Origin of the sequence: Bifidobacterium thermophilum (assembly GCF_002846655.1) — a bacterium.
Lineage (GTDB): Bacteria > Actinomycetota > Actinomycetes > Actinomycetales > Bifidobacteriaceae > Bifidobacterium > Bifidobacterium thermophilum.
This window is the reverse complement of record NZ_PCGX01000011.1, coordinates 1-25,733: the sequence shown is the minus strand read 5'-3', so window position 1 is coordinate 25,733 and position 25,733 is coordinate 1. Positions and strand designations below refer to the sequence as shown.

Below are 25,733 nucleotides of genomic sequence, written 5' to 3'. Positions count from 1 at the left end.
GCCTGGCGACAGATCGGGCGGCAAAGGCTGCACGGCCGGATACACGGCCGGATAGACTGCAAGCGTGGAACATTCAGCGGTTATCGGGCGTCTGGCGCCATCGCCGACCGGACGCATGCATATCGGCAATGCGTATGCGGCGCTCGCCGCTTGGCTGGGCGTGCGGTCCCGCGGCGGAAAACTGATCTTGCGGATCGAGGATATCGACGCCCCGCGCGTGGTGCGGGATGCTGACCGGTGGATCATGGATGACCTCCACTGGCTTGGGCTGGATTGGGACGGCTACCCGGTCTATCAGTCATCAAGACTTGACAGATATCGACAGATACTTGATGCCCTGCGTGGTATGACGCTGGACGATATCCTGACGCAGGATATCTTGCAGCCAACCGTCCCTGCGGACGGGTGCCCAGACTCGAACGGAGAGCCGCACGAGGAATCGCCGCTCATCTACCCGTGTTTCTGCTCGCGCGCTGACATTCGCGCCGCATCCGCCCCGAACGAGGGCGATGGTTTCATCGTCTACCCGGGAACGTGCCGTCGCTTGTCTGCCGCCGAGCGCAACACCCGTATCAACCGCGGCGACCGCTATTCCTGGCGTATTGCGGTGCCTGGGCGAGCCAATCCCGTGGGCACGATCGTTTTCGACGATGAGGTGTTCGGGCCGCAACGCATCGATTTGGGGCGGCAGGTCGGCGATGTCGTCATCCGGCGTTCTGACGGGCTGTTCGCGTATCAGTTCGTCGTCAGTATCGATGATTTCGATATGGGCGTCACCCAGATTGTGCGCGGGCGCGATTTGCTGCGGTCCACGGCGATTCAGTTGTGGATTCGCCGCGCGTTGGAAAGCGTCTCGCCGGCACAAACATCTCCCGCCGCATCGCCCGCAACCGCACCAATACCGCAGTTCGAACATCTGCCGCTGGTCGACGACCTTTCCGGCAAGCGTCTGGCCAAGCGCGATCGTGCCCTCGATTTGGGCGTGCTGCGCGAGGAAGGCGTAAGCCCTGAACGCGTCATCGGCTATTGCGCATGGATGCTGGGGCTGCTGCCGCAGCCTGTGCCTTGCCGTCCCTCCGACCTGCTCGATGGTTTCACGTGGAACATCATCGCCGAGCATCGGAACGATCATCGCTGCGATACACAAGACCTACTACGATGAGGACCAGGAAACAGGACAACCTGCGGGGGCGAGCCGTGTCCGCGGGCGGATGTGAGGCATGCATGACAGCGTATATGGATCACAAGGATCTGGCGAACGAGACCATTGACGAGGGCTGGGCGCAACAGATTGCGGACGGCGTGCATCGCGTGCTGGACCGCATCGCCCAGGCGGAGATGGAGGCCGGCAGAGAGCCGGGTTCGGTCAGGCTGCTCGCCGCCACGAAAACGCGTGATGTCGGCGAGATCATGGCCGCCATCGATGCGGGCGTCCGTATGATCGGTGAGAACCGCCCGCAGGAGGTCATCGCCAAGGCCGAAGGACTTGCCCGACAGTGCGCCGCGCGCGGTTTTTCGCTGGGCGCTGCCGTCGGTGAGGACGATGTGCATGACGACAATCCGGAACATCACATCCCCTTCCATCTCATCGGCCAGTTGCAAAGCAACAAAATCGGCAAGGTGCTGCCGGTGGTTGAAACCATCGAATCCGTAGATTCCCTTGATTTGGCGCAGAAAATCGCCCGTCGCGCCGTCGCGCGCGGCATCACCGCCGGCGTGCTGCTGGAAGTCAACGAGTCCGGTGAAGAATCGAAGTCGGGGTGTGACCCGGCTCAGGCCGTCGATCTTGCCCAGCAGATTGGAACGCTCGAAGGCCTTGATTTGCAAGGCCTCATGACTATCGGCGCCCACGTGGACGACGAAGCGGTGATCCGCCGTGGCTTTGCTCACTTGCGCGAGACGCGCGATCGGATTCTTCAGGCCGGCACGCCCGGTACAGCGCACTGTCACGAGCTGTCGATGGGCATGACGAACGATATGGCGCTCGCCATCGCCGAAGGATCGACCATCGTGCGCGTGGGGACCGCGATTTTCGGCCCGCGCGCGTTCATCTGATTCCAGGTCGGCTCAGTATGGCGTCGCAAACGTACAGACCCGCATCGCATTCACGTGTGCATATGCTGGTGACCGGCATGGTGCAAGGCGTGGGATTCCGCTATTTTACGGTGATGGCGGCGCGCCGGTACGGGCTGACCGGCTGGGTGCGCAATCGTATGGACGGCTCGGTCGAGCTTGAGGCGCAGGGCGAAGGGATTGACCTGGAACGTTTCGAGAATGCGGTGGAAGCAGGGCCACGCTGGAGCCGCGTCGAGCATGTCGATATCGATGTCGTGCCGCTGGCGTCGGGAGAGAGGGATTTTTCCGTCCGTTCTGATCGATGATTTTCGGTGTTGCGTTGCGGCCGTGCGTACCGTCTTCGGTTGCCGACCATGATCAAGATTGATGGGAAATGTGGCGTTGCGCGGCCATGGGCGTTGCGAGCGCAGACACCGGCGACGCCGTTGTCCTGGCGTGTCTGTTTGTCATCGCCACCCCCGCTTTCGGTGAGTCCTTGACCAGCATGAGATCTTCCGAGTCACTAAGTGTCCAAGATTCGGACAAATACGTGAGATAGGGGAAAAATCCGCGGAATCAAGGGGTGAACGGGGGAGTATCGCAAGTCGCCAGAACCATGCCAGTGGGCAAATCTGACGGGGGAGAAGTCTCCCCGTCCCCATGATTCGGGGTGAATATGGGGGTTCCGCGCAGCATGGCGCGGATTTTACACTGCCGCTATCGACCACTGAACGGGCGGTCTCCGGCACGGAAGCCGCGTCTGAGGAGGGAAAGCGAGGAGCCATGACACGACGACGGGATGGCGGTACGACGGGAATCGCGAAGCATAGCCGGCGTGCCGATGATCGGTATCGCGCCATCTGCGCATTCGCGGTATGCGTATTGACATTATTTGCAATGGCGGTTTGGACGCTGCCGGGTGAAGCGTTCGCGAATGCCGCTGAACAGGTCAGATTGGCGCAGTCTGGATTGACGCAGGCCGGCTCGGCACAGGCCGAATCGGCGATGGCCAGTTCGGCGCAAACAAGCTCGGCGCAGGACGATTCCCAACAGGCAGGCGCGCAACCGACGGCACGCCCCGCGGCAGACCGCGCGACTGCGCAACTTCCTGAACCGGAGCACACAAAAACCATCGAACGCCTCGACGATGAGCGGTATCGGCTCACATTGAGCGTTACCGGTGCAGAGAGCACCAGCGGCAGCGTCGATCATAAAAGCGCCGACGTGGTTCTTGTGCTGGATTCCTCGGGCAGTATGGCGGAACATGAGGATCCTGACTGCCACTGGCCAAGCATGTGCCTGACCCGATGGCAGGTGGTCACGCAGGCGGCGCAACGGCTCGCCACGACGCTACTCGACCCGTCAATCGGCGGCAATGTGCGCATCGCGTTGGTTGATTTCGATACCAGCGCAAGCATTGTTCCCATGAATGGCAGCCAATGGACCGGTGACGCGTCCGCGCTGTCCACGGCGCTTGAAGGGCTGGATGCGTCATCGTCCGCCGGCGGTGGCACAAACTGGGAGGCCGGCATGCATGCCGCGAACAGTTTGCTGAACGGCAGTACTGCCGATCGCCGATATATCGTTATGCTTTCAGACGGCTCGCCGACCTTCCGCACGTCTGCCATGGGCGGCGATGACTGGAACAACCGGTACGGCGTCTACGGCAACGGCAGCTCCGATCCCGACGGCCGCTGCTTCGATGCGGCCGCCGCGGAGGCCAACAAGCGTGCGGACGGGACGGCGCTGTTCGCGGTGAGCGCCGGCAAAGCCGCGGAGACGAATATGGCGGCGTTGGCGACTGCGGCCAACGGTGTCCATTATTCGGGCACGGATCCGGACAGTCTTGCGGAGGCCTTCGACGATATCGCGATGATCATCACATCCACCATCCGATACCGTGATGTGAGTATCAGCGACACCCTGTCCTCATGGGTGGTCGCGTTGGACGACGACGGGTGGCCCGCCACCGGTGCCGACGCGGTGGTCACCCCGCAGATCAGCGCCAGCAAGGCGGACGGCTCGGCGGTATCCACCGACGGCATGGTTGCCGCCTTCGACCAGGCGACGGGGACCCTGACCTTGCGCATGCCCGATGGTAAGACCTTGGACCCGGAAACCACCTACCGTGTATCCATTGACATCACACCGACCGCAGCGGCATACCGGAGTTTCATCGAAACAGGCAAGTACCCGGACACCGGAGACGAACTGACCGATGCTCCCGGCAACGCTACAAGCTCCGGGCAGCCCGGATTCTTCTCGAATGCGGAAGGCTCGGCACTGTTGCGCTACAAGACCGTCACGCTCACCGTCAGCGGGGATAGCAGCGAGGAAAGCGTGTCCGACGAACTGACCGCGGCATACGCGAGGCCGGTCGTACAGGTCGCCGCGCCGAGTTTGACGCTCGTAAAAACCGTGGACAACACCCACGCGACCGCCTACACTCCCGCGCAGCCGGCCGCCTGGAATCTGTCGGCATCGTTGGTCTCCGCCTCCGCCCCACAACCGGGAGCATCATCTGGGGACACGGCAAGCGGAAGCGGAATCGGCCCGGCTGCGCCATCCGAACACGAGGACGAGCATACCGCTGCGTTGCCCGCGAAGACGGTCGAACCGGGAACCTACCGTCTGGCGGAAGCGCACAACGACGACTACACCGTAGACGGCAAACCATACCAGAATTACGCGCGATACGAGTCCGGCAGCTGGGCATGCGCGGATGCCGCTGGCAACGTGCTCAGCGTCTCGTCCGAAGGCGATGTGGCAATCGCGCCCGGCATGCATGCCACCTGCACGATAGTCAACACCGCGTCCCTCGCTCTCGCTGACCAGATTCCGCTTACCGGCGCCTCCGGTATCCATCTGGACCGTCCTTGGCTGACATTTGCCGTCGGATTGCCGCTCGCCGGAACAGGCATGTGGATTCTGAAGCGTTCCCGCAGGCGCGTCGCCGAAAGGAACGCCCGATGAACCAGATTCGTCCGATACGCCAGATTCGTCCGATTCACCCGGCGAGTGCGCTCAGTGCGCTGAGCCGGATGGCCACAAAGAGCCGAATGTATGAGAACCATGCGTTTCACGCCGGTCGGGAACGCCAATCCGGCGCCCCGCGCTCGCCGCCGCAGCACGGATTCGCACCGCTGTAGCCCAGACCATATTCAAGTTCACGCCCACCGTGACTAGCAACACACCGCAGGAGGAGGAATCATGACATCCCTGATACATATCGTTTCGCAGGCCTGGAACAGGGCCTCGTCCAGAACAAGCCATCCATCATCGTCGTGGGGAGACAAGCCATCGCCGATCCGCTCGATTGCAGCGGCGGGCGTGGCGTTGCTCGGCATCATCGGGCTCGGTACGGCGGCGCTCACCCCGAGTCCGGCCATTGCGGCGGAAAACGACAAATCAATCATCATCCAAGCCGGTACGCGAGGCGAAATCATCGGTCATACCTTCGCCGTCGCGCCTATCGCCACATTCAACGGTGACGATTCCGCCGAACTGACCACCGTAAGCCAAGCCGACTCCGCGGTCCGCCAGGCCATCAAAGCGGCGCTGCAACAGGAAGCGCCCGAAGGCGTCGACCCGCTCATGTGGGCGCAGGCCGTCAGCGGTACCCCAATCGACCAGAGCACCACCTTCCCGTGGGCTGCAGATGCGAGTTCGCGCTTGTTCGCCGACGAGCTCGCCAATTATGTCAAGACAAATGGCGCACAATACACTGCAACGCAAGACCCCTTGACTATCACTGGGCTGCAAGGTGGACTGTACGCGATCGTCGATGTCACCGAGAAACTGTCGGACGGCGTCACGGACATGCCCGCATCCGTGCGCTCGCTGACCATGCTGGTCGGCACGAAGCACGATATCTTCAAGACCGACGGCAGCGTCATCGTGAAAAACGAGGCGTATCGCACCCCACCGACGAAAACCGTGACCGGCGACCAACAGGGCACTGTTCGGGTGGGCGACGAGCTAACTTACCACATCACCGGAACCGTCCCGTCGACGACCGGCAGGGGCGATGATTTCACCTACGTGTTCGAGGATTACGCGAGCCGCGGGTTGAGCATCGACACCTCGAAAAGCAATATCACCGTGACATACGGCAAGAACGGCACCGCCCTGCCGGCCGCCGACTACACCGTCGATCCGGCGGACCAATCCGTCGATGGTAAGGGTGTGGGGGACGGGTCCGCCCCGACTTTCACCGTCACCATCGCCCGCAGCGTGCTGGACACCATGCAAAGCGCCGCGGGAGAAGCGTTCACCGTCACCTACAAGGCCACCGTGAACGACCATGCCGCTGACGACCAGGTGGCCGGTAACTGCGCCCAAGTGACCGTAGGCGGCGTGGCGTCCGGGAAATCCACCACAGTGAACGTGTACACCAACACCTTCCAATTCGAGAAGTATTTCGCGGACGGCTCCACCGTGACCGGTGCGCGTTTCACGCTGTATGACGCGGACAACAGCAAGCCGGTGCAGATGCACAACAAGGATTATGCGGCGGATGTCGATGAGCATGGGCAGGTCACCTTCTCCGGGTTGGAGGACGGCACGTACACCGTGCGTGAGACCCGTGTCGCCGACGGGGCCGCGCAGGTGACCGGTTCGTTCAAAGTGACACTCACCTACGATGCCACAGGCCAGCGTACGGTCGTCACCTTCAGCGACACCGGACTCGACCCGTATGATTTGGTCACTGCGGACGAGGACGGCGCCATCCGGGTGCGCAACGTCAAATCGTTGACCGAACTGCCGTTGACCGGTGCGGCAGGTGGCATGGTGATTGCGGGTTCGGCGGCGGTGCTTCTGGCGCTTGCCGGCATCTCGCTTGCCATCATCCGCAGGATGGAACGACGCATGTGATGGCGTGCGGGGCGGCCCAAGCCGATGAAGCTGCCGAGGCCATGCAATCGAACACAATCGCACACGGTGTGCTGTTCGGATGTACGCCCGGGGCTTATATTCAGGCTTCATCAGGTACTATACTGCCCCAATGCCGTTCCGGGGTGGTTGCCGGCTGGCGGGGGAAGCCGGCCGGCACCGAACCGGAAATGAACACCGTTACCAACGTGAACAAAAGGAGACGACGATGACGCGAACAGCGCCACATCGCCTGCTGGTTTTGCGACAACTCAGCCATGCTCGACAACGGCTGGACCTGCCGGACAGCACATTCACCGCGGAAGAGCTGCGATATCTGCGATCCCTTCCGGCAGTAGTCGCGGTCAGTGCAGGCAGAATACGGTATACGGAAGCGTTCAAGCGCGTCTGCATGCGCCAATATCGGCAAGGCAAATCGCCGGCGCGGATTTTCCGCGAAGCCGGCTTGGATTCCGCCCTGATCGGATACAAGCGGATTGAGCGGTGCATCGCCCGGTGGCGCAACATCGGCACGGAGGAGACGCCTGAACAGCTTGCTGAAGATGAGGCGTACGAGCGGGATCTCGATCGTTGGCGCCAGGCGCAGACACATATGCGAGCGGGTGCCGGCGTCGGTGGGAGAAGGGCTGCGGCATCGGTGCCTCCGGTGGCGCCTGGTGCGCATGCCACGTCTGGTGTGTCAAGCGTGTCTGGTGTACCTGCCTCGCCAGCCGCATCCGCCATATCTGCCTCGCCCTCGACGCGGATGGTTTCAGCGGCGACGACATCAGCCATGGGCGTTGCCCGCAATTCGAATTCGGCCATGAACCGCCGTGCGGACACCGACCAGCAATCACAGCCGGACAGGCGGCAATCGGAGGACCTGCGTGACGTGCTCATCTCCCAGCAAATCCGGCGAATCGTGGACCTCGAGCGGACCATCGAAGCCATGCGGACTGCCTGCACATGCGGGGCATGCCGGTGAAACGGCGAATCATCGCCATGCGAATCATGGCGGTTACGCTCCTTGCCGCGGCAATCGTTCTGATCATGCTCCCGCCGATTGTGCGCGCATGGTCAACGGGACGCCTCGCCACAATCGCGGACGATCATGAACGCGCCGTGGCGGCGTGGCCGAGCACAAAACGCGACCGGGCGCTCGCTCAAGCGAAGGCGTATAACCGTTGGCTGACGGCAAGCGGGCAGCCGACACTCGGTGTCGCCCAGGACAGCCAAGCCGCGGAAGCGTATCGATTGGCGCTTGAAACCCCGGATGGGGTGATGGGCACCATTTCGATTCCATCGATAGGGATCCATTTGCCGATCAGACACGGTACATCGTCGGATGTGTTGTCCGCGGGGGCCGGGCATTTGATGGGAACGAGCCTGCCGGTGGGCGGCTCATCGACCCATGCGGTGATTACCGCCCATCGCGGGCTCGCTGGAGCATCCATGTTCACTCGGCTCGATGAGATGGCCGTCGGCGACCGCTTCTCCCTGACGGTGCTTGGCGCGACGATGACATACCGCGTTGACCGGGTGACGGTGATCAAGCCGGAGGACACCGCGATATTGCGGATTTCCAGCACCGAGGATCGGGTGACCCTGATGACCTGCACGCCCTATGGCGTCAATACGCACCGGCTGTTGGTCTCCGGGGTGCGTGTGCCGAACGCTACTGCGGAGGCCGGTCGGGGGCGCACATCGCATGCGGGGCCGACGACGCGGGTGTGGTGCTGGATTGCGCTCGCTGCCGGCGGACTTGTTATCGTCGGGGGAATCGGATATCTGGTGTGGCGCGGCCGGCGGAAGTCGGGCTCATAGCCCGTGATGCGTGGCATGGGCGCGGATGGTTGGTTCCTCGTCAAGAGTGACGGATGGATACTCGTCAGGATGATGGACAAAATCTTGGATAATTAGCCACTGCCGGCGTGAGATGCCGATGCGCTCGTCCGGGCGAATCATCAGCAGGGGCGCCGCAGGCTTCCAGGTTTCGATGTACTTGGCTCGCGCGGGGTAGCATTCCTCGTCATCAAGCCAAATGATTGGCGACGGGTCTTCCTGGTAGGTCTCGAAGCGTAGGCGGGAGAATATCGTGTCGAGTTTGCCGGAGAATCGTCCCTGATTGGTGACGGGATCGTACCAGCGTACGGTATGTACGATGTCCGGATTCCAGCCGAGCGCAGGGTCGAGAGTGTTGACGCAATACGGCTGCCAGGTGGTCAGCCAGGCCAGTTCGATCATGCCGGCGACGGCGAGCTTGTAAAAACCGTCAGCCAGCTCGCGTGACCAGCGGAGACGATATCTGCCGGGCGGCACCTCGACCACAAGATTGCCGGTCAGCGGAAACGCGCGATTACAGCTGTACAAGGACGCGCGTGGGTCGTCGGGCTTGAGCCACCCGGTGTGGCCGACACCGCCGCGGCGTTGGATCTTGCTGTCGGGGAAGGCATTGAGGACGCCATCGAAATCGGTGTAGATGACCGGGCGGTTCATGGCGTCCTCCTTCCCTGGACCTTGGACGATTCCCGTTCGCGTTGCCGACACGGGTGTGGATGGCCTGCACGTCAAGCGGTGACGTGCAAGACACTGTACTCCCGCGTCGGGAAGTTCGCGGTGGCATGATTACAGCGACTTTTGCTGTGGTTCGAGTCCGGACAAGACCTGGGCGCACTGGCTCAAACCGCCCGTTCCTTGACCCCGCCCGGCGGTACAGTCGAGGTATCCGCAGTCGGGAATGCCGGCGGTTCCTGAAATCCGAGGGTACGGAACGGGGCGCACCGCTCCGGTAATGGACCGTTGCGGTGAAATACGTAGTGAAGGAGGCCCACGATGGACACCATTGCCCAGACGGCGGCGACCATCGCCCCGGCGACATTCGTTCTGATTGCAATCAACGTCATTGTGTTCATCATCGAAACCGTCGCCGGCGGCAGCACGAATATCGACGTCGCCCATCGGTTCGGTGCGATGACGGTCTGGGACCTCGAACATGGCCAATGGTGGCGCATGATCACATCGATGTTTGTACATTTTGGCATCACCCATTTGGCATGCAATATGCTCTCCCTGTTCAATCTGGGTGTGCTGGTTGAACGGATATTCGGCTCGGGCCTGCTAGGCGGGTCCCTGTTCATGCTGGTGGTGTATTTCGTTTCCGGATTGTGCGGCAACCTGCTGACATGGCGGGTCCAGAAATCCCGCGGCGAATACTATGTGGTGTCCGCAGGAGCCTCCGGTGCGATATGCGGTCTGTTGGGCGTCTATGTGGCGATGCTATTCGTCCCTGGGCTCAACCAGTTCCTTGACTTCAAAGCGGTGTTGCTCAACGTGGCGTTGTGCATCGCACCAGGCCTGACGAATAAGGAAATCAACATGTGGGCCCATCTGGGCGGTCTGATCGGCGGCGTCGTGGTCACGCTGGCGTATTTCGCCGTGCTGTTTGCACGGTGATGCGGCAGGGGTTTCGCGGGATGGTGCAAGAACTTCAAGAGCGGTCAGAATGTCAAGAGTGTCAATGATTCCCGTGCCGCGGTGGTGCTTGTGTCGTTTGCCGGGCCGAGTGGGCCGCAGTTGACCACGCTGACCGCCTCGGTTGACGGCACGTCCGTGACGAATGTCCCGCACGGCAATTGCGCTGCCGTGGAGGCGATGACATACCGTTCCCCGGTGACCACGGCCGCGGGACGTTTTAGTGCGGCTAGTTGATCGTCGGCCAGATCCTCGACGGTTTTGGAACTCAGATCGATGCCGAGAACGCCGGCGAAGCGTTGATTGGCGTAGAACGGCCGGCTTAACGTCAATGCGAATTCCTTGGAGCAGATGTAGTCGATATACGGTCCGGTGATATGCAGTCCGTCGGCTTGTTGCGGGCCGACCCACCAATCCTGTTGCGTGAAATCATAGAATGATGCGGAACGGGGGTTGCTGGACACTTGTAGCGGCTTGATTGTCGTTGTTTCGTGACTGTCGTGTTCCGCGGTCCACCAGCTGGAATGCCAGGGGGCGTCGGGTAGGAAGTCGGGCGAGGGAATAAGACCCCCTCCGATGGATTCGGGGTGTTGTTCGAGGAATGGTCTGGTCAGCCGCTCGCTGAGGGCGTCGAATTCCTGTTTGGTGATGACACTCGTCGAGATGGCGTCAGTCACGTCCATATCCCATTGATGCAATATGACGGCATAGGCATTGAACATCTTGTGAATTCAGTGTGCCACTTGCTCGGGTGTGTCCGCATGTGCGGCGTTCCGATGTCCGGTGCCGGATTCGGCGCATCGCAAGGCGATTCTGCGACTGATCAGCCAGGCGAATCCTTCGTTGATCGGTGTAAGGATATGCTCTTTGAACGATTTGGGATTGCGCTGGATGAGATCGTGTTCCGCCTGGCGGTATATGCCAACTAGCGTGGAGGCGAGGTTGCGGTCGGTGAACCGGAGCCAGAGCAGATGGTGGAGCTTGTTTTGCAGTTCAAGCAGGGCGTTGACCGTGCTCGGTGATTGCGTCGCCGCGGCGATTTCCAGATGCAGCTGCATCTCGTGGTATCCGGGGGATAATGCAGTGTCACCTGGCTGGTCGGCATCAGTATGGGCAGACGCCGAATCGCTGGACAGGTCGGCGATGAGTGTGCGTAGCGTGTCAAGCAAGTTGTTGCGCCCGTCATGCGCGATGTTGTGCATGGCGAGTTGTGCGGAGCGGAACATAAGAGTGGTGTAATACGTTTGGTAGTCGCGTAGCTCCATGGTTGACATGTGCAGCAGGCTGCGTTCGAGCCGGCTGATATTGCCTGCCGGGTCGCTGACGACGAAACTGCCGCCGTCGCGTCCCCTGCGCGTGGTGACCAGGCCATCCGTTCTGAGCTGTTCCAAGGCCTCCCGTGCCGTGATCGGCGAGACGGCGAATAGGTGCGCCATGTGAGCTTCTCCGGGCAGTTTTTCCCCGTTTTTCAAGATCCCCGATTCAATCGCCCGAGTCAGACGATCGACAATGAGGTCTGTTTTCGTGGTTTCCGCGACGGGCCGGAAGATGCTCATGCGGCCGAATGGTGTGCTCATGCTGAACATTTTATCGTTGGTTATGGCTTTGTAACGGCGTTTTCAGTGTCTTAACTCATAACCTCAGTGCTTTAAACATACAGAATCATATGATTTCCACAACGCAAGAAAGGAGAAGAATATGGTAGCGGATTCAATCACTCTTACTGATGTCACGAAACGATTTGGTTCGTTCGTGGCAATTGACCATCTGAGCCTCTCGGTGCGTCAAGGCGAGTTCTTCTCGATGCTTGGACCATCAGGCTCCGGGAAGACGACGACACTGCGGCTCATCGCGGGCTTTGAAAAACCGACTTCAGGCGTGATTGCGCTGGACGGCGAAGACGTCACTGCGAAGGCGCCGTTCGATCGCGATGTCAACACCGTATTCCAGGACTACGCCCTGTTCCCGCATATGAACGTGCTGGACAACGTGGCATATGGGTTGAAAGTGAGGGGCGTCGCCAAGGAGGAACGGTACGATCGCGCGCATGCCATGCTTGAGCTGGTCCAGCTGGATAGCAAGGCCGACTACCGCATCCGCCAACTGTCCGGAGGCCAGCAGCAGCGCGTCGCCCTCGCACGGGCCCTCGTGCTCAAGCCCAAGGTGCTGCTGCTCGACGAGCCGCTGTCCGCGCTTGATATGAAGCTCCGTCAGCAGATGCAGGTCGAGCTCAAGCATCTGCAGCGCGAACTTGGCATCACCTTCGTATTCGTCACACATGACCAGCAGGAGGCCATGGTGATGAGCGACCGGATCGCGGTGTTCAGCAAGGGGCGTATCCAGCAGATGGGCACGCCGAGCGAGATCTACGACCATCCGGCGAATGATTTCGTGGCTGGATTCGTCGGCACCACCAACCTCGTGCCGCAGCAGCTTTCGTATGATGCAGGGCTCGGCGACGGTCGGTATGCGATCCGCCCGGAACGCATCACCTTCAGCGTTTCGAGCGAGCAATCGGCGGACGGCATCCTCACCAAGGGCACGGTGTCCGACTGCACATATCTGGGTACGGAATACCGCATCATTGTCACTTTGCCAGGGAACGTCGCCTTCACTGTCGTCAGGCCTGCCGGGGAATCCGTACCCGACCCCGGTGACACGTTGGCGCTTGCATGGAACAAGAGCGACATGATTGCGCTGGACGGGGACAAGTAAACGACAAGAGAACAGGAAGAAGAAAGGAACCATGATGAACACGAACAACTGGATCGAACCCGATTGGAACAACACGGACACCGCCGCCGCGAACAGCCGACGTCACGGCCGGCGACACGGGGTGGCCGCGATCGCAGCGGCGGTAGCAGTGGCGGGCGTACTCGCCGTCAGCGGTTGCGGTGCCTCCGGAACGTCGACGTCAGGCGCAAAAGCCGCGCAAGCCGTGCAAAAACTCGGCAAATCGGAAGGCAAGGTATCGATTCTCGCCTGGCCCGGATACGTGGAAGATGGCTCTGACGACCCGGACATCGACTGGGTGAGCGACTTCGAGAAGGAAACCGGATGCGAAGTCACCTCCAAAACCTACGGAACCAGCGATGAAGCCTACAATCTGGTGAAAAGCTCCGATGCCTACGATGTGGTCGCCGCATCCGGCGATCTGACTTTGAGGCTCATCAACGCCGGACTCGTCCAGCCGGTGAACACCGGTCTCATCCCCAACTACAAGGACGTCTACTCGTTCCTTAAGAACCGTGATTTCAACACAGTGGACGGCAAATCCTACGGTGTTCCTCACGGGTACGGCGCTAATCTCCTGATGTACAACAAGGCTGACTTCAGCGAGGCGCCAACCTCGTGGGATGTCGTCTTCGATAAAGCCAAGGCAAGTAAGTTCAAGGGCAAAGTCACTGCCTATGATTCCCCGATCTATATCGCTGACGCCGCGATCTACTTGATGAAGCACAAGCCGTCACTGAACATCAAGAACCCGTACGCGCTTGACGAGACCCAGCTGAAAGCCGCCGTCGACCTGCTCAAGGAGCAGAACGCGAACGTGGGCGAATACTGGTCGGATTCCCTCAAACTCGCCCAGGCGTTCCAAAGCGGCGACACCGTGGTGGGTACCGGATGGCAGGTGATTTACAACCAGATGGATTCCTCGAAATTCGGCATCACCAGTCCCGAGGAAGGCGTGACCGGCTGGTCGGATACGTGGATGATCAGCTCGAAGACCAAGCACACGAACTGCGCCTATCAGTGGCTCAACTACATCGACAGTCCAAAGGCGAACGCCCAGGCGACCGAATACTTCGGCGAGGCGCCGGCGAACAAGAACGCATGCCAGTATGCAACCGACAGCAAGTTCTGCGACATCTACCACGCCGGTGACAAGGACTTCGAGAAGAAGATCTGGTACTGGAACACTCCGATCTCGCAGTGTATCGACGGCCGCAAGAACGTCAAGTGCACCGATTACACGGAGTGGACCAAGGCATGGCAGGAAATCAAGGGGTGAGACCATGACGACCACGACAACGACACGACCTGCCGAACCGGCGCGTAGCGCTATGGTCATCTCCCCGAGCACGCCGATAGCGGCTCGGCAGAAGAAGGTCAGCAAGCCGATTTCGACATTCCTCTACAACCATCCCGTCGTCCACCGGGTTGCGCTGCTGGTGCTGCCGGTGGGATGGATGGCGCTCGTCTACATCGTCGCGCTGTTCGCCCTCCTGATCACCGCGCTATGGTCGGTCAACGAATACACCGGTGCGGTCGAGATGACTTGGACGTTCTCAAATATCGTCGAAGCGTTTACTGATCAGCTGTACCTTGCGGTGACAGGCAGAACTCTTTTGATTGCGGTCATCGCCACCGTGGCAGACGTGCTGCTGGCCTTTCCGATCGCGTTCTTCATGGCCCGCATGTCCAAGGGCAAGGCGCGTAGAATCCTCCTGATTCTCGTGTCCACCCCGCTGTGGGCGAGCTATCTGGTTAAGGCGTACGCTTGGCGGTCAGTGCTCTCCGGTTCTGGACTGCTGGACATGCTGCTGGCGCCATTGCACATGCAATCGCCCGGTTACGGACTGCCCGCGGTGATTGTCACTGAGGTCTACCTGTGGCTGCCGTACGCAATCACCCCGATATTCACCGCTTTCGAGCAAGTCCCTGAATCTCTGCTGGAAGCGTCCGGTGACTTGGGGGCACACACGTGGACGACCATTCGCAGTGTGCTGCTGCCCATGATTGTGCCGGGTATGGTAGCAGGTTCGATTTTCAGCTTCTCCTTGTCACTGGGCGATTACATCGTCGCGGGCATTGTCGGCGGAAAGACTCAGGTGCTGGGCAACCTGATTTACACGGATGTCGGTGTCGCCAACAACGCCCCCATGGCCGCAGCATGTGCGTTGATCCCGATCATCATCATCGCGGGATACCTGCTTCTGGTCAGCCGAACCGGCGCACTCAAACGGCTGTAACGCGAAACCGTAGGACATGGGTTACAAGAGAAGCAAGGGGACTAGAGAAAGGAGCTTTCCATGGAACTGAAGAAACCCACTCGAATCGTGTTCGGCACGCTTACCGTGTTGATTCTGCTGTTCATCTATCTGCCGCTGCTTGTGGTTGTCGTCAACTCGTTCAACGGCAGCACGACGCTATCATGGCCGGTGCGCTCGCTGACCTTGCAATGGTGGTCGAAGGCGTTGTCATCAACCGGTTTGCTCGCGGCTGTGGGAACCAGCTTGGAAGTGGCCGTCGCCGCGACCGTCGTTTCCCTGATTCTCGGCACATTGTGCGCCATCGCGTTGCAGCGCTACGAGTTCTTCGGTAAAAGCGCGGTCAATCTGCTGGTGGTTCTGCCGATCGCACTGCCCGGCATCGTCACCGGTATCGCGCTCAACAACGCGTTCACCACGATGCTGGGGGTGAAATTGTCGATTTTCACGCTGATTGTCGCACATGTCACCTTCACCATCGTGACAGTGTACAACAACGCTTTTGCCAGGCTCGGCCAGCTGGGACGGCATGTGGAGGAGGCTTCCGCCGACCTTGGGGCCGGGCTGTGGACGACATTCACCAAAGTGACATTCCCGAGGATCCGAACGTCTCTCATCGCTGGCGGGCTTCTGGCGTTCGCGCTGAGCTTCGACGAGATCGTCGTGACGACGTTCACTGCAGGACAGAACGTGACCACGTTACCGATTTGGATCATGAATAACATGTTCCGGCCACATCAGGCACCTGTGGTTTCTGTGGTCGCGGTGGTGATGGTCGCGATTTCGCTGATTCCTCTGTGGCTGGCGCAGCGGGCGACCGCCGGCGAGGAACGGTAGGCAGGCGGGGAACTGGTACATCGGTGGGACGCCTCGGCGCCCTGCCGATGTTGTGTTACGCCCGGGTGGTCGCCCGGCGGATTACCCGGGTCGCGCGCACGATATCCTTCGGTTTGATTGCCTTGTTGTGTGCAGATTCCTAATGATTCCTGGTTCGATTCACGCCCGTCTGACTCTCGGCGCTCACAGATTGCGTGTGCCCTCAGAATCCGAGATGTCCCGGATACTTGCGGATGGTCGGTTCCTCGTCGAGTGTCAGTTCGGGGAATGTCTCAGGCTTCCTGATGAATTTCTGGATGATGCGCCACTGCCGGCGGCTGATTCCAATCCGGGCGTCCGGCCGCACCATGAGGACGGGCGCTTTGGGGGAGAGTGCGCGGATTCTGTCTGCCGCGGTCTCATAGCATTCCTCGTCATCCAGCCAGATGACCGGCGATGGGTCGGCTTGGGTGGCTTCGAAACGTACTCGGGAGAATACCGTGCTCAGTTTTCCGGTGTACCGGCGTTCGTATGAGATGGGGTCGTACCAGATGGCGGTGTGTTCGATGTGCGGGTCCCAACCGAGCAGCGGATCGAGAATCCGTGAGCAGTACGGTTGCCAGGTCGTCAGCCAGTTGAGTTCGATATCGCCTTCGGATGCGAGTCGATGCAGAGTCTGTGCGATGTTGCGCGACCAGCGGATGCGATAGTAGCCGCATGGGGTGCGCACGATGTCATCGCCGGTGAGCACGAATGCGCGTTCTGTGCTATAGAGCTGTGCGCGGGAATCGTTGTCGTCGAGCCATTGCGTATGCCCGACCCCGCCGTTGTCTTGGATTTCCTTGTCAGGGAACGCGTTGAGCACCCCGTCAAAGTCGGTGTACAGCACCGGCCGGTTCATTGGCTCTCCCTTCGTCATGCTCTGCGACCGCCGGACCGGTCTGACGGCCCGCGTATTCCTATGTGATGGTACGTACGTTCGCTAGCATACCGCGGAATGTCGCGGAATTTGGGGAATTGCCCGCAGTGTCGTGCTAGTTGTGTCGTGCTGTTCGTGTCGCGATGTGTGTTGGGGCTTCGCGTGTGCCGTATGTGTGGCAGCTGTCGTGCGTGTGGAACCGTCGTGCGTGCGGTAACGCCGGTATCTGCGTGTGGCGTGATCGGCTGGTCGCACCGCGGCGGGGTACAGTTCGTTGATCGCCTGCTGGGAACGCTATCTGTCTGCTGTGTGACTGGCCGGTCCCATAGGCGCCAATGTACCGGTGGCGATCAACCTACTTGGCTGGGCTATCGTCTTGCTGTGTGACGTATGAGTCTCACAACCGCAGGATAGGGTTCGTCGTTGGCGGAGAGCGGGGGTAGTATCCGACCTTCACGCGATTGTGGCGTCGCATGACAGGTGAATGCCATCGGTACTGGACCTGTTGGCTGCCATCGGTTAGCGGTATCTGTTCGCGATGCAGCCTGGCGTCTACCCGGGGAAGTGAGCTTGCTTATCGCAATCGTGCGAGATGGTCATCAAGAGCGCGATGGAATTCCGGCGCGTGCATGAACATGTCGACTGTCGTGTCTGACGTGATGCTTTGTTCCATACGATCGGTCCTTTTCTGGACGCCCGCACTGTAGCGCTACCGCCCTAACTCGAAAAAAGTGTCAACATCGACATTTATTTCCGGAAAAAAGTGTCGATTACAACACTTTTTCCAGCAGACAGATGCGGAGAATGTCGCGTTGAAGAACGCGAGAAGGGAAAATCGCCGTAATGCGAGTGTTGTGCAGACCCGGAAACAGCCAATGGCGTATCTGCACTGCGCGGGCGCGTCGAGCGTACGGCAGCGGTCGACGCGCCCGGTATCGGCGGTTACCGGTGCTGGTTGATGAGCTTGGCGAGTTCCTCCGCGCGCTGATGACGGCGCTTGGCACGGCCTGAGAGGAAGGGGAACGGTGTCAGGGGGAATGGGCGCTCGGTACCATCGTCGAGGGTGAGAATCAAGTTGCGGCTGCGCGCATCCTCGCGTATAGAGCTGATCGATCGATAGGGGATGATTTCTGTCCCCTCGGGGTCGATCTCCAGCCCCCACACACCGCCGACCGCCGTGCCCGCGCCCTGATGCACCGACGCGTTGCTTTTCCACAGGTGCAGCCTGGGGCAGCCGAAAATCGCGTCCTCAAGCATGAAGACATACCCCGACAGCGTGCGCTTTCCGTTAATCGACACGATGTCGTCGTCGCCCCACTCCACGATGCCGTAGTCCACAAGTCCGCTTTCGCCGCTGTGACAGGGGCCGGCGGTGCCTGCGGCGATGGCGGCTTCGCATTCGCTGACCGGGCGGTACCTGTGCGTGCGCGCCGTTTCGTCAGCGCAGGGCGGCCAGTAGCCGGTGATGTTTCCTGCCTTCATGGGGGCTCCTTCGCTCCTCGGGTGCCGGGAGTAGTCATTGTCATACATGATAGGCTCCGCTAGACAAGGGGCGTGGGCACATAGCCGCATTACCTGGTGTTCGATACGGTTTCGGGGGTGCATTTCGCGATTTGTGGGGTCCTTTTCCGGGGGTGGGGCGAGTATACGGGGCCCGAAAACGTTGAAATTGCGTTGGCGTCTCGCGCCGCGGGACCCCACAAACCGGCAGATAGGTTTTCGTACGTGTACCGAACGCATGGCGGATGCCAGAAAACCGCGGAATCATGCGGTTTTGCTTTTTTCGTCGACGCACTCGCGCGGGTGTCTGCATAGGCGGTGGTAGAGACTTCCGACGCGAAAGGGCGCCCGAACGCTTCCTATGGCCTGTCTTCTGCCGTCGCCTCGTTCCACCCGCCGCCCGCCTCGCCCCGCCACCTCCAAAAAACATCCCAAAGAATTTCCCCGAACTTGACGGCGGTCAATGTTTTCCCGGCGCGTCGCCCGTATCTTGGGCACCATCAGACATCGCGACAGACACCACGAAAGAAGGCCCCGCCCATGCAGAGCTTCATCCTGCGTCACAAGCCGCAGCTCACCATCATCAGCGGCGCGCTTATCGCCGCCGGCCTGGTCGCGCGCTTCGCCCTGCACTCGCAGCCGGCCTACGCAACGGCGTTCATCGCCGCCTCGGTCGTCGGCGCGCTGCCGATCCTCATCCAGGCGGTGCAGGCACTGCGCGTCCGGGTCTTGTCCATCGACGTGCTCGTGAGCATCGCCGTGTTTGGCGCATTCCTCATCGGCAGCTGGGACGAATCCGCCATCGTCACGTTCCTCTTCCTCGTCGGCGGCCAGATAGAGCGCTACACGCTCAACCAGACGCGCTCGGCCATCGGCGCCCTCACCGACATGGCGCCGCAATCCGCCGCGGTCCGCCGCGCCGACGGCACCTTCGAAACCGTGCCGGTCGACGATGTGCGCGTCGGCGACATCGTCAAGGTCACCACCGGCGACCGCATCCCCGTCGACGGCGTCGTGACGTCGGGCACCGGTCTCGTCAACGAATCCGCCATCACCGGCGAGCCCATCCCCGTCGACAAATCCAAGGGATCGAGCGCCTCCGCCGGCACCCTGCTCGACGACGGCATGCTGACCATCCGCGCCGACACGGTGGGGGAGGACACCACCTTCGGCAAGATCGTCGAGCTCGTCGAAAACGCGCAGGACTCCAAATCCAAAGAGGAACGCTTCATCGACCGCTTCGCCACGTACTACACGCCCGCGGTGCTCGTCATCGCCGTCATCGTGGGCCTGGTGACGCGCCGCGTCGACCTCGCCATCACCATGCTCGTGCTCGGCTGCCCCGGTGCGCTCGTCATCGGCGTGCCCGTGTCGAATATGGCCGGCATCGGCAACGGCGCGCGCCACGGCGTGCTCATCAAAGGCAGCGAAGTGACGCACCGCCTGAGCTCCGCCGACACCTTCGTGTTCGACAAAACCGGCACGATCACGGTCGGCATGCCGCAGGTGACGGACGTGAGGCGCTACGACGATTCCAGCACCCTCGCCCCCGACGCCGCCGCGACCTCCTCCGCCCCCGCCCCCGACGACGCCACGCGCTACCTCGTCGGCGTGGAGGCACAGTCGCAGCACCCACTGGCGAAGGCCATCGTGCGGCATTTCGATGATGTCCCCGCCCCGCAGGTGGACGAGGTGTCGGTGGTGACGGGCGGCGGAATCCGCGCCGTGCACGACGGGCACCGGATCCTCGTCGGCAGCCCGCGCTTCCTCGAAACGGAAGGCGTGGAGCTCGGCTCCACGGCCCGCGCGGACGCGGCCGAGCTCGAATCGCACGGCGATTCGCTCGTGGCCGTGGCCCTCGACGGACGCATCCGCCTCATGCTCGGCGTGCGCGACCGCCTGCGCCCCGGCATCGCCGACGGCATCAGGAACCTGCGCCGCCTGGGCGTCAGGAACGTCGTGGTGCTCTCGGGCGACAACCAGCGCGCCGTCGACCTCATGACGGCCGGCCTCGGCCTCGACCGCGCGGTCGGCGGCATGCTGCCCGACGAGAAGGCCGCGTACATCTCGCGCCTGCGCGACGAAGGCCGCCGCGTGGTGTTCGTCGGCGACGGCATCAACGACAGCCCGTCCCTCGCGCTCGCGGACGTGGGCATCGCGATGGGCAACGGCACCGACGTGGCCATCGACACCTCCGACGTGGTGCTCGCGGATTCCGACTTGTCGCGCCTGCCGCACGCGTACGGCCTGGCGAAGCGCACGGTGCGCAACATGCGCGAGAACATTGCGATTGCAGTGGGTACGGTAGCGCTACTGCTGTCCGGGCTGGTGCTCACCACGTGGCTCACCATGGCCGTGGGCATGTTCGTCCACGAGGCGAGTGTGCTGGCGGTCATTCTCAACGGCATGCGACTGCTGCGTTACCGGACTGACAGAAATCATGGAACCCGTCACTGGAATATCAGAAAACTTGATACCTATCAAGGACAGCCGCGGTCCGTTATCGATACTGTGGCGGCATAACCAATGGTCCCGGCTGCCAGCCGGGGATACCGGCCGGTGAACACCACCGGCATGAAAGGAGATACCAAGATGAACACCGCAACGCTGAAACTGGATACGCTAACCTGCCCGTCGTGCATGCTCAAGATCGAAGCTGCCGCACGCAACGTGCCGGGAGTCGACCAGGATACTGTGCACGTCTCGTTTGCGAACAGCAAAGTGACGTTCCGGTTTGACGAGGATCTCACCGATGCACAAACTGTTGCACACGCCATCGAAAAGGTCGGATATCCTGTGCTTTCCACTCGAACCGCGGCGCAACGGTGATAAACGACAAACGTATGGTGCTCGACGCTGCTGTGCCCTTCCACATGCACGTCATCACCATCTGATGAGTCACACGGAACTTATGAATTCAACCACTTGAAAGGACAGTTATGACAGCATTCACCGACTATCTCGCAGACCATGCAGAGCAACTCGACTTGGGTACGCTCGCCATCACGCGCGCGCATGGAACGCATCATCCTGAAGTGTTCGAGATACGCAAGCGTTACGAAACCATTCGGGATCGAATCGCGTTGGCTAATGGTGCGCAGCCCCAGATCGGCGACGAGCTTGCGCGAATCAGGGATCTCACCAATGGCTACACGATTCCAGATGATGCTTGCCCCACGCTTGCGGCAACTTACCGTATGCTCGAGGAAGCGCATCGCATCTACGAATCCACGGACGAAAGACGTGTGCAGTAAACGGTCCTGAGCGAGCGGCCTCACGAGAATGATCCGGTGTCAGGGTTTCGTGACGACGATTGCGTGATGGTACCCCCACGATGAAGGGAAGGAGACGATATCATGCCTCAAGACTTGTGTGTGCAACTGGTACCGCTATTTCAAGACCTCAGCGGTGAAGACCAGCTGAATATTCAACGGAGTACCAAGTTCCGCACCTTTCATAAGGGCGATATCGTTTTCTCCTCGCACTCCGATCCTCAATTGAGTATCGTGGCCAAGGGAAGCATGAAGGTCTATAGAATCACCTCCAATGGTCGTGAACAACTGTTAAGAGTGATTGAACCAGGCGGCTACGAAGGCGAGAGCCAGCTGTTCGGTGCCAGCAACCAGAACCTGTACGGGGAAGCGCTCGCCGACACCATGGTGTGCGTCCTGCTGCGCCGGGATTTTATGCGTCTTTTGGACGCGCATCCGCAGCTGAGTATCCGACTGCTCTCCACAATCGCCAGCAAAATGGCGAGGGTGGAAGAACAGACGCAGTTTCTCGCGATGGGGCGAGTCGAGGAACGTCTTGCGTCGTATCTGCTCGACCTGTCGAAAAGCGCCGGTGGCTCACGGCGTGTCCGAATACCGATGACGATGAAGGAACTTGCGTCATATCTGGGTACCACGCCGGAAACACTGTCGCGTAAACTTCGATACCTGGAAGATCGACGTATCATCGCGAGGCAACGTCGAGACGTGGTCATCCTGTCTTCACAACAGCTCGAAGAGATTTAACGAGGGCAGGAAGTGCTTATCTGAGATATCCGAGATACCCGAGGTGCCCGGTATGCCAGGGAGCCCTGAGACACCCGGGATTCTCGAGATGTCGGGGATATCCGTGACATCCTGGTACCTGCTAGATATCTCGACCGGTAGCATTGGAACGCCAGCGTGGATTTCGCAGCGTGACATCCTGGAACGCGCTATATATCTCGACCCTGATGCCGGTGGAATCGCCAACCCCCATTCCAGCTCCGCCGCAGCCGGTAAAGCAAGCCGATCCGCACCGTTCAGTTGTCTTCTGGAAGATTGGTGCAACGGTCAATCACATCCTTGCCACGAAGCAGATGCAGCCATTCATCCGGAATCGCACCCATACCATAGACGATTCCGGCAAGACCGCCCGCCACCGCGGCTGTCGTATCAGTGTCCTCTCCCAGATTGACTGCTTCAAGCACGCAATCCGCATACCTCGTGGTGGTGGTCAGACACCAGATCGCAGCCGCCAAGGTATCGATAACAAATCCGCTGGATGCAACGTCCTTTCGATTCAGCTCGGGAATGATTGTCAAATCGTCAACCCCTACTCCTGCGGTGGTTCTAGAAGCGACTCCACTCAAACCGTATGCGACTCGTTTGTCATGCAATGCCTCGAGCGGTGACGCGCCATCCCGCAGCAACCGCGCATACCGAACATACGTGACGCATGCTTCACAACTTATCGGATGAGCGTGCGTAATCGCGCTCACTGAGCGGATTTCGTCGTCGTCGGCATCCGTGAACGCCAGCGGGACGATGCGCATGAGCGAGCCGTTGCCGTTGTCGCGCTCGCCCGCCAATCCGTGCCCGCTCGCGAGTGCGCTCGCTGTAGCGCCGCCAATGTCGAATCGCAGGTCAACGTTGTAGTCCTGGCTGTCGCGCCACCGTATGAACTTGTCACGCATATCCGCAACGTCCACTCTGTCGAGCTCCCGCAACGAATCGCAGGTTGCCAAGGCCATTCCGGTGTCATCGCTCCATGTGCCGACGGGTTGGTGCCAAGCCCCAACTCCACCTCCGACGCTGACGCTTCCATTCGCGCGGTCCCATGCCATGCCTGTGCATGTGAAAGTACCGCGAGCCCTGAACTCGAATGGGACACCCAATGCATCGCCGACAGCTTCCCCATACATGGCGTCTCGCAGCGTCCGCGCGGACCCATCTGCCAACTTACCCCAATGCCAGATTGTGTGCTGAACCATCATCTTTCCCTTCTGTTTTGGCCGATTCTGGTCTGCCGTATTCTCGCAGTTCCCTTGCCTGCGCCCCTTCTTTGTGGAGCATCATCGTTACTTCCGAGTGCGGTGGTTCGCAACCGGATTGAGTATCATCATATCGCCGCGACACGCCGATACAGACAGTTGCCGATAATGGCATGTCCAGGCCGAAAATGGGATGCACACCCATGTGCGATGCCGTGTACCAAGAAAGGTATAAGAAAGCACGAGGGAAACGAACAAATCACTCGAGGAGGAGTTCATGATGAACGAGTCGTTTGGTAGAGCGGGCTACGGCGAAGTTTCTAACCAAGAACGCCAATCGGCTGACACCTTGATCGGCGATGATTCCCAACCGATCCACATCGAATTTCCCCGGATGCAGCAGACGGCACAACGCGAGTGGAGACAAGCCGCTGACGAGAATCGTAACGCCTACAAAATCCCGATTGCAGCAGCCGTCACCGTCACCATCGCGTGGATGATTGCGTCAGTATTCGTCAACAGATTCGCGCGAAGCATCATGTTCGGTATTACGCCAATTGGGTTTGCCGCCATCACCGTCCTAGTCGCGCTTCGGTGGCGAAAACAGCCTGAAATCTATACTCGAGCTCGTATGTGGGTGTTGAGATTCGGAGCAATCGTCACCGTCCTGTGTGCTGTCTTGTTCATGCCATCTGCTGTCCGGCACCTCCTGGACATCCCCTATCTTGATATGCCGAAACGAGTTGTAATCACCAAGCCGAGTGTGAGTCACGAAGAAGGTACTTGGCACGGCACGACTGAAGCCGTCAATGATTTGCTCGACCATACGCCGGAAAGCTATTACGTTCAGGCACAGGCAACACTGCAGCATCTGTACCCACAAAAATACCGCATCGGTAAACAGGATTTCCTAACATGCCAGGAGGCGATGAATACGCGGGGAGAAGCATCGGAACATGATGACGGAACTTGGTATGGGGTGCTTGATTACCTTCCGCATTCGAAAGAAAGTGTGTCACTCAAATGTACAGTTGGGACACCACCGTCGGATGGTTCACTCGAAACGACGTTGGCTGATTGAATCGGGAATAGTCGGGGTACGCAAATCTGGCTCGGAGTGCGGCAATGGGCATGAAGGCAACCGGATTTAGCTGCGACTAAGCGCCGTGTTTTTGGTGTTGTTTTGTTGTTTGGTTGGTTGTGTGTGGTGTTTTCGACACGCCGGTGTTTGGTTGGTTTTCCGGGGGTTTGTGGGGTGGTGGTTGGGTGGTTGGTTTGCGTGGGTGGTGTTGGTGGTGTATGTTGTTCTCTTGCTGCCGCTCGCCGGCCGGCTTCCCTTGGGGGGTTGGTTTTGTCGGGTGTGTGGTGGTGGTTTGAGAACTCAAGAGCGTGTCTGTACTACTTCTTTATAGTCAATGATTGCCAGTCCGGTCCCCGCTTCCGTGCGGGGTGTTTGATTGTCCTGCGTGGGAGTCCGCGAGGGCGGTTGATGGGGGTCGGGGTTTTCGTGCGAGTCGCCTTTCCTTATTAGGCGACCGTCAATTATTTTGTGAGAGTCTGTTTTTGGCTTTCCGCATTGTTTTTTTGTGGAGGGTTCGATTCTGGCTCAGGATGAACGCTGGCGGCGTGCTTAACACATGCAAGTCGAACGGGATCCTGCAGGCTTTGCTTGCGGGTGAGAGTGGCGAACGGGTGAGTAATGCGTGACCAACCTGCCCCATGCTCCGGAATAGCTCCTGGAAACGGGTGGTAATGCCGGATGTGCCGGGCTCCTGCATGGGGGTCCGGGAAAGCTCTGGCGGCGTGGGATGGGGTCGCGTCCTATCAGCTTGTTGGCGGGGTGAGGGCCCACCAAGGCTTCGACGGG

24 protein-coding genes and 1 rRNA gene are annotated in these 25,733 nt (G+C 60.2%); 19 read left to right on the top strand and 6 right to left on the bottom strand.

Annotated elements, in window-relative coordinates; translation table 11 throughout:
• The first annotated feature begins 64 nt into the window (after positions 1-64).
• From CQR48_RS08040 to CQR48_RS08000, 8 genes are all read left to right on the top strand, one after another.
• Positions 65-1,162, top strand: a complete 1,098-nt coding sequence (locus CQR48_RS08040; protein WP_101452579.1) for a glutamyl-Q tRNA(Asp) synthetase — start codon at positions 65-67, stop codon at positions 1,160-1,162.
• 62 nt (positions 1,163-1,224) lie between these two features.
• A complete protein-coding gene (locus tag CQR48_RS08035) occupies positions 1,225-2,055 on the top strand; it encodes a YggS family pyridoxal phosphate-dependent enzyme (protein WP_101452578.1) in 831 nt (276 codons plus the stop codon).
• Between the two features lie 17 nt (positions 2,056-2,072).
• Positions 2,073-2,381, top strand: coding sequence for an acylphosphatase (locus CQR48_RS08030; protein ID WP_015451144.1), 309 nt, complete (start codon positions 2,073-2,075; stop codon positions 2,379-2,381).
• A 571-nt stretch (positions 2,382-2,952) separates the two neighbouring features.
• On the top strand, positions 2,953-5,028 hold the full coding sequence (locus CQR48_RS08025; RefSeq protein ID WP_180335139.1) for a DUF7604 domain-containing protein: 2,076 nt from the start codon (positions 2,953-2,955) through the stop codon (positions 5,026-5,028).
• Positions 5,025-5,204, top strand: a complete 180-nt coding sequence (locus tag CQR48_RS08020; protein ID WP_101452576.1) for a hypothetical protein — start codon at positions 5,025-5,027, stop codon at positions 5,202-5,204. The genes CQR48_RS08025 and CQR48_RS08020 overlap by 4 nt, the downstream gene beginning before the upstream one ends.
• A gap of 61 nt (positions 5,205-5,265) precedes the next feature.
• Positions 5,266-6,930 (top strand): isopeptide-forming domain-containing fimbrial protein, encoded by a 1,665-nt coding sequence (locus CQR48_RS08015; protein ID WP_101452575.1) that lies wholly within the window; start codon positions 5,266-5,268, stop codon positions 6,928-6,930.
• Positions 6,931-7,156: 226 nt separating this feature from the next.
• Positions 7,157-7,912, top strand: a complete 756-nt coding sequence (locus tag CQR48_RS08005) for an HTH domain-containing protein (protein WP_101452573.1) — start codon at positions 7,157-7,159, stop codon at positions 7,910-7,912.
• Between the two features lie 26 nt (positions 7,913-7,938).
• On the top strand, positions 7,939-8,751 hold the full coding sequence (locus tag CQR48_RS08000; RefSeq protein ID WP_244898978.1) for a class C sortase: 813 nt from the start codon (positions 7,939-7,941) through the stop codon (positions 8,749-8,751).
• Here the strand turns inward: CQR48_RS08000 and CQR48_RS07995 are convergent.
• Entirely contained in the window at positions 8,746-9,423 is a 678-nt protein-coding gene (locus tag CQR48_RS07995) for a hypothetical protein (protein WP_015451137.1), read from the bottom strand. The two genes, CQR48_RS08000 and CQR48_RS07995, sit on opposite strands and share 6 nt — an antisense overlap.
• A gap of 336 nt (positions 9,424-9,759) precedes the next feature.
• On the opposite strand from CQR48_RS07995, the gene CQR48_RS07990 reads away from it, so the two are divergent.
• The gene (locus CQR48_RS07990) at positions 9,760-10,380 is read left to right on the top strand and encodes a rhomboid family intramembrane serine protease (RefSeq protein WP_015451136.1); all 621 of its coding nucleotides are present in this window, start codon (positions 9,760-9,762) and stop codon (positions 10,378-10,380) included.
• 44 nt (positions 10,381-10,424) lie between these two features.
• Here the strand turns inward: CQR48_RS07990 and CQR48_RS09365 are convergent, their stop codons facing one another.
• Together CQR48_RS09365 and CQR48_RS09360 are read right to left on the bottom strand one after the other, a co-directional pair.
• The gene (locus CQR48_RS09365; protein WP_244898977.1) at positions 10,425-11,081 is read right to left on the bottom strand and encodes a cache domain-containing protein; all 657 of its coding nucleotides are present in this window, start codon (positions 11,079-11,081) and stop codon (positions 10,425-10,427) included.
• 48 nt (positions 11,082-11,129) lie between these two features.
• Positions 11,130-11,975 (bottom strand): FadR/GntR family transcriptional regulator, encoded by an 846-nt coding sequence (locus tag CQR48_RS09360; protein WP_244898976.1) that lies wholly within the window; start codon positions 11,973-11,975, stop codon positions 11,130-11,132.
• Between the two features lie 121 nt (positions 11,976-12,096).
• On the opposite strand from CQR48_RS09360, the gene CQR48_RS07980 reads away from it, so the two are divergent.
• The 4 genes from CQR48_RS07980 to CQR48_RS07965 are packed head-to-tail and all read left to right on the top strand — an operon-like array spanning position 12,097 to position 16,226.
• Positions 12,097-13,113: an ABC transporter ATP-binding protein gene (locus CQR48_RS07980; RefSeq protein WP_101452571.1), complete on the top strand. Its 1,017-nt coding sequence runs from the start codon at positions 12,097-12,099 to the stop codon at positions 13,111-13,113.
• A gap of 31 nt (positions 13,114-13,144) precedes the next feature.
• On the top strand, positions 13,145-14,410 hold the full coding sequence (locus CQR48_RS07975) for an ABC transporter substrate-binding protein (protein WP_231485544.1): 1,266 nt from the start codon (positions 13,145-13,147) through the stop codon (positions 14,408-14,410).
• A 4-nt stretch (positions 14,411-14,414) separates the two neighbouring features.
• Complete coding sequence (locus CQR48_RS09355; protein ID WP_015451132.1) at positions 14,415-15,371, top strand: ABC transporter permease; 957 nt, start codon at positions 14,415-14,417, stop codon at positions 15,369-15,371.
• Between the two features lie 60 nt (positions 15,372-15,431).
• Positions 15,432-16,226: an ABC transporter permease gene (locus CQR48_RS07965; protein WP_015451131.1), complete on the top strand. Its 795-nt coding sequence runs from the start codon at positions 15,432-15,434 to the stop codon at positions 16,224-16,226.
• A 202-nt stretch (positions 16,227-16,428) separates the two neighbouring features.
• Here the strand turns inward: CQR48_RS07965 and CQR48_RS07960 are convergent, their stop codons facing one another.
• Together CQR48_RS07960 and CQR48_RS07955 are read right to left on the bottom strand one after the other, a co-directional pair.
• Positions 16,429-17,106 carry a hypothetical protein gene (locus tag CQR48_RS07960; RefSeq protein ID WP_015451130.1) on the bottom strand — a complete coding sequence of 226 codons (678 nt, stop codon included), beginning with the start codon at positions 17,104-17,106 and terminating at the stop codon, positions 16,429-16,431.
• 960 nt (positions 17,107-18,066) lie between these two features.
• On the bottom strand, positions 18,067-18,606 hold the full coding sequence (locus CQR48_RS07955; protein WP_101452570.1) for a hypothetical protein: 540 nt from the start codon (positions 18,604-18,606) through the stop codon (positions 18,067-18,069).
• 558 nt (positions 18,607-19,164) lie between these two features.
• Here CQR48_RS07955 and CQR48_RS07950 point away from each other — a divergent pair.
• The 4 genes from CQR48_RS07950 (at position 19,165) to CQR48_RS07935 (ending at position 22,640) form a co-directional block, all read left to right on the top strand.
• The gene (locus CQR48_RS07950; RefSeq protein ID WP_101452569.1) at positions 19,165-21,147 is read left to right on the top strand and encodes a heavy metal translocating P-type ATPase; all 1,983 of its coding nucleotides are present in this window, start codon (positions 19,165-19,167) and stop codon (positions 21,145-21,147) included.
• Between the two features lie 69 nt (positions 21,148-21,216).
• Positions 21,217-21,453: a heavy-metal-associated domain-containing protein gene (locus tag CQR48_RS07945; protein ID WP_015451127.1), complete on the top strand. Its 237-nt coding sequence runs from the start codon at positions 21,217-21,219 to the stop codon at positions 21,451-21,453.
• Between the two features lie 110 nt (positions 21,454-21,563).
• The gene (locus CQR48_RS07940) at positions 21,564-21,878 is read left to right on the top strand and encodes an iron-sulfur cluster repair di-iron protein, ric (protein WP_101452568.1); all 315 of its coding nucleotides are present in this window, start codon (positions 21,564-21,566) and stop codon (positions 21,876-21,878) included.
• A gap of 102 nt (positions 21,879-21,980) precedes the next feature.
• On the top strand, positions 21,981-22,640 hold the full coding sequence (locus tag CQR48_RS07935) for a Crp/Fnr family transcriptional regulator (RefSeq protein ID WP_101452567.1): 660 nt from the start codon (positions 21,981-21,983) through the stop codon (positions 22,638-22,640).
• A 275-nt stretch (positions 22,641-22,915) separates the two neighbouring features.
• Here the strand turns inward: CQR48_RS07935 and CQR48_RS07930 are convergent, their stop codons facing one another.
• On the bottom strand, positions 22,916-23,797 hold the full coding sequence (locus tag CQR48_RS07930) for an ADP-ribosylglycohydrolase family protein (protein WP_101452566.1): 882 nt from the start codon (positions 23,795-23,797) through the stop codon (positions 22,916-22,918).
• 346 nt (positions 23,798-24,143) lie between these two features.
• On the opposite strand from CQR48_RS07930, the gene CQR48_RS07925 reads away from it, so the two are divergent.
• Together CQR48_RS07925 and CQR48_RS07915 are read left to right on the top strand one after the other, a co-directional pair.
• On the top strand, positions 24,144-24,947 hold the full coding sequence (locus CQR48_RS07925) for a hypothetical protein (protein ID WP_101452565.1): 804 nt from the start codon (positions 24,144-24,146) through the stop codon (positions 24,945-24,947).
• A 502-nt stretch (positions 24,948-25,449) separates the two neighbouring features.
• Positions 25,450-25,733: ribosomal RNA gene (locus CQR48_RS07915) — 16S ribosomal RNA — on the top strand; the annotation flags it as partial.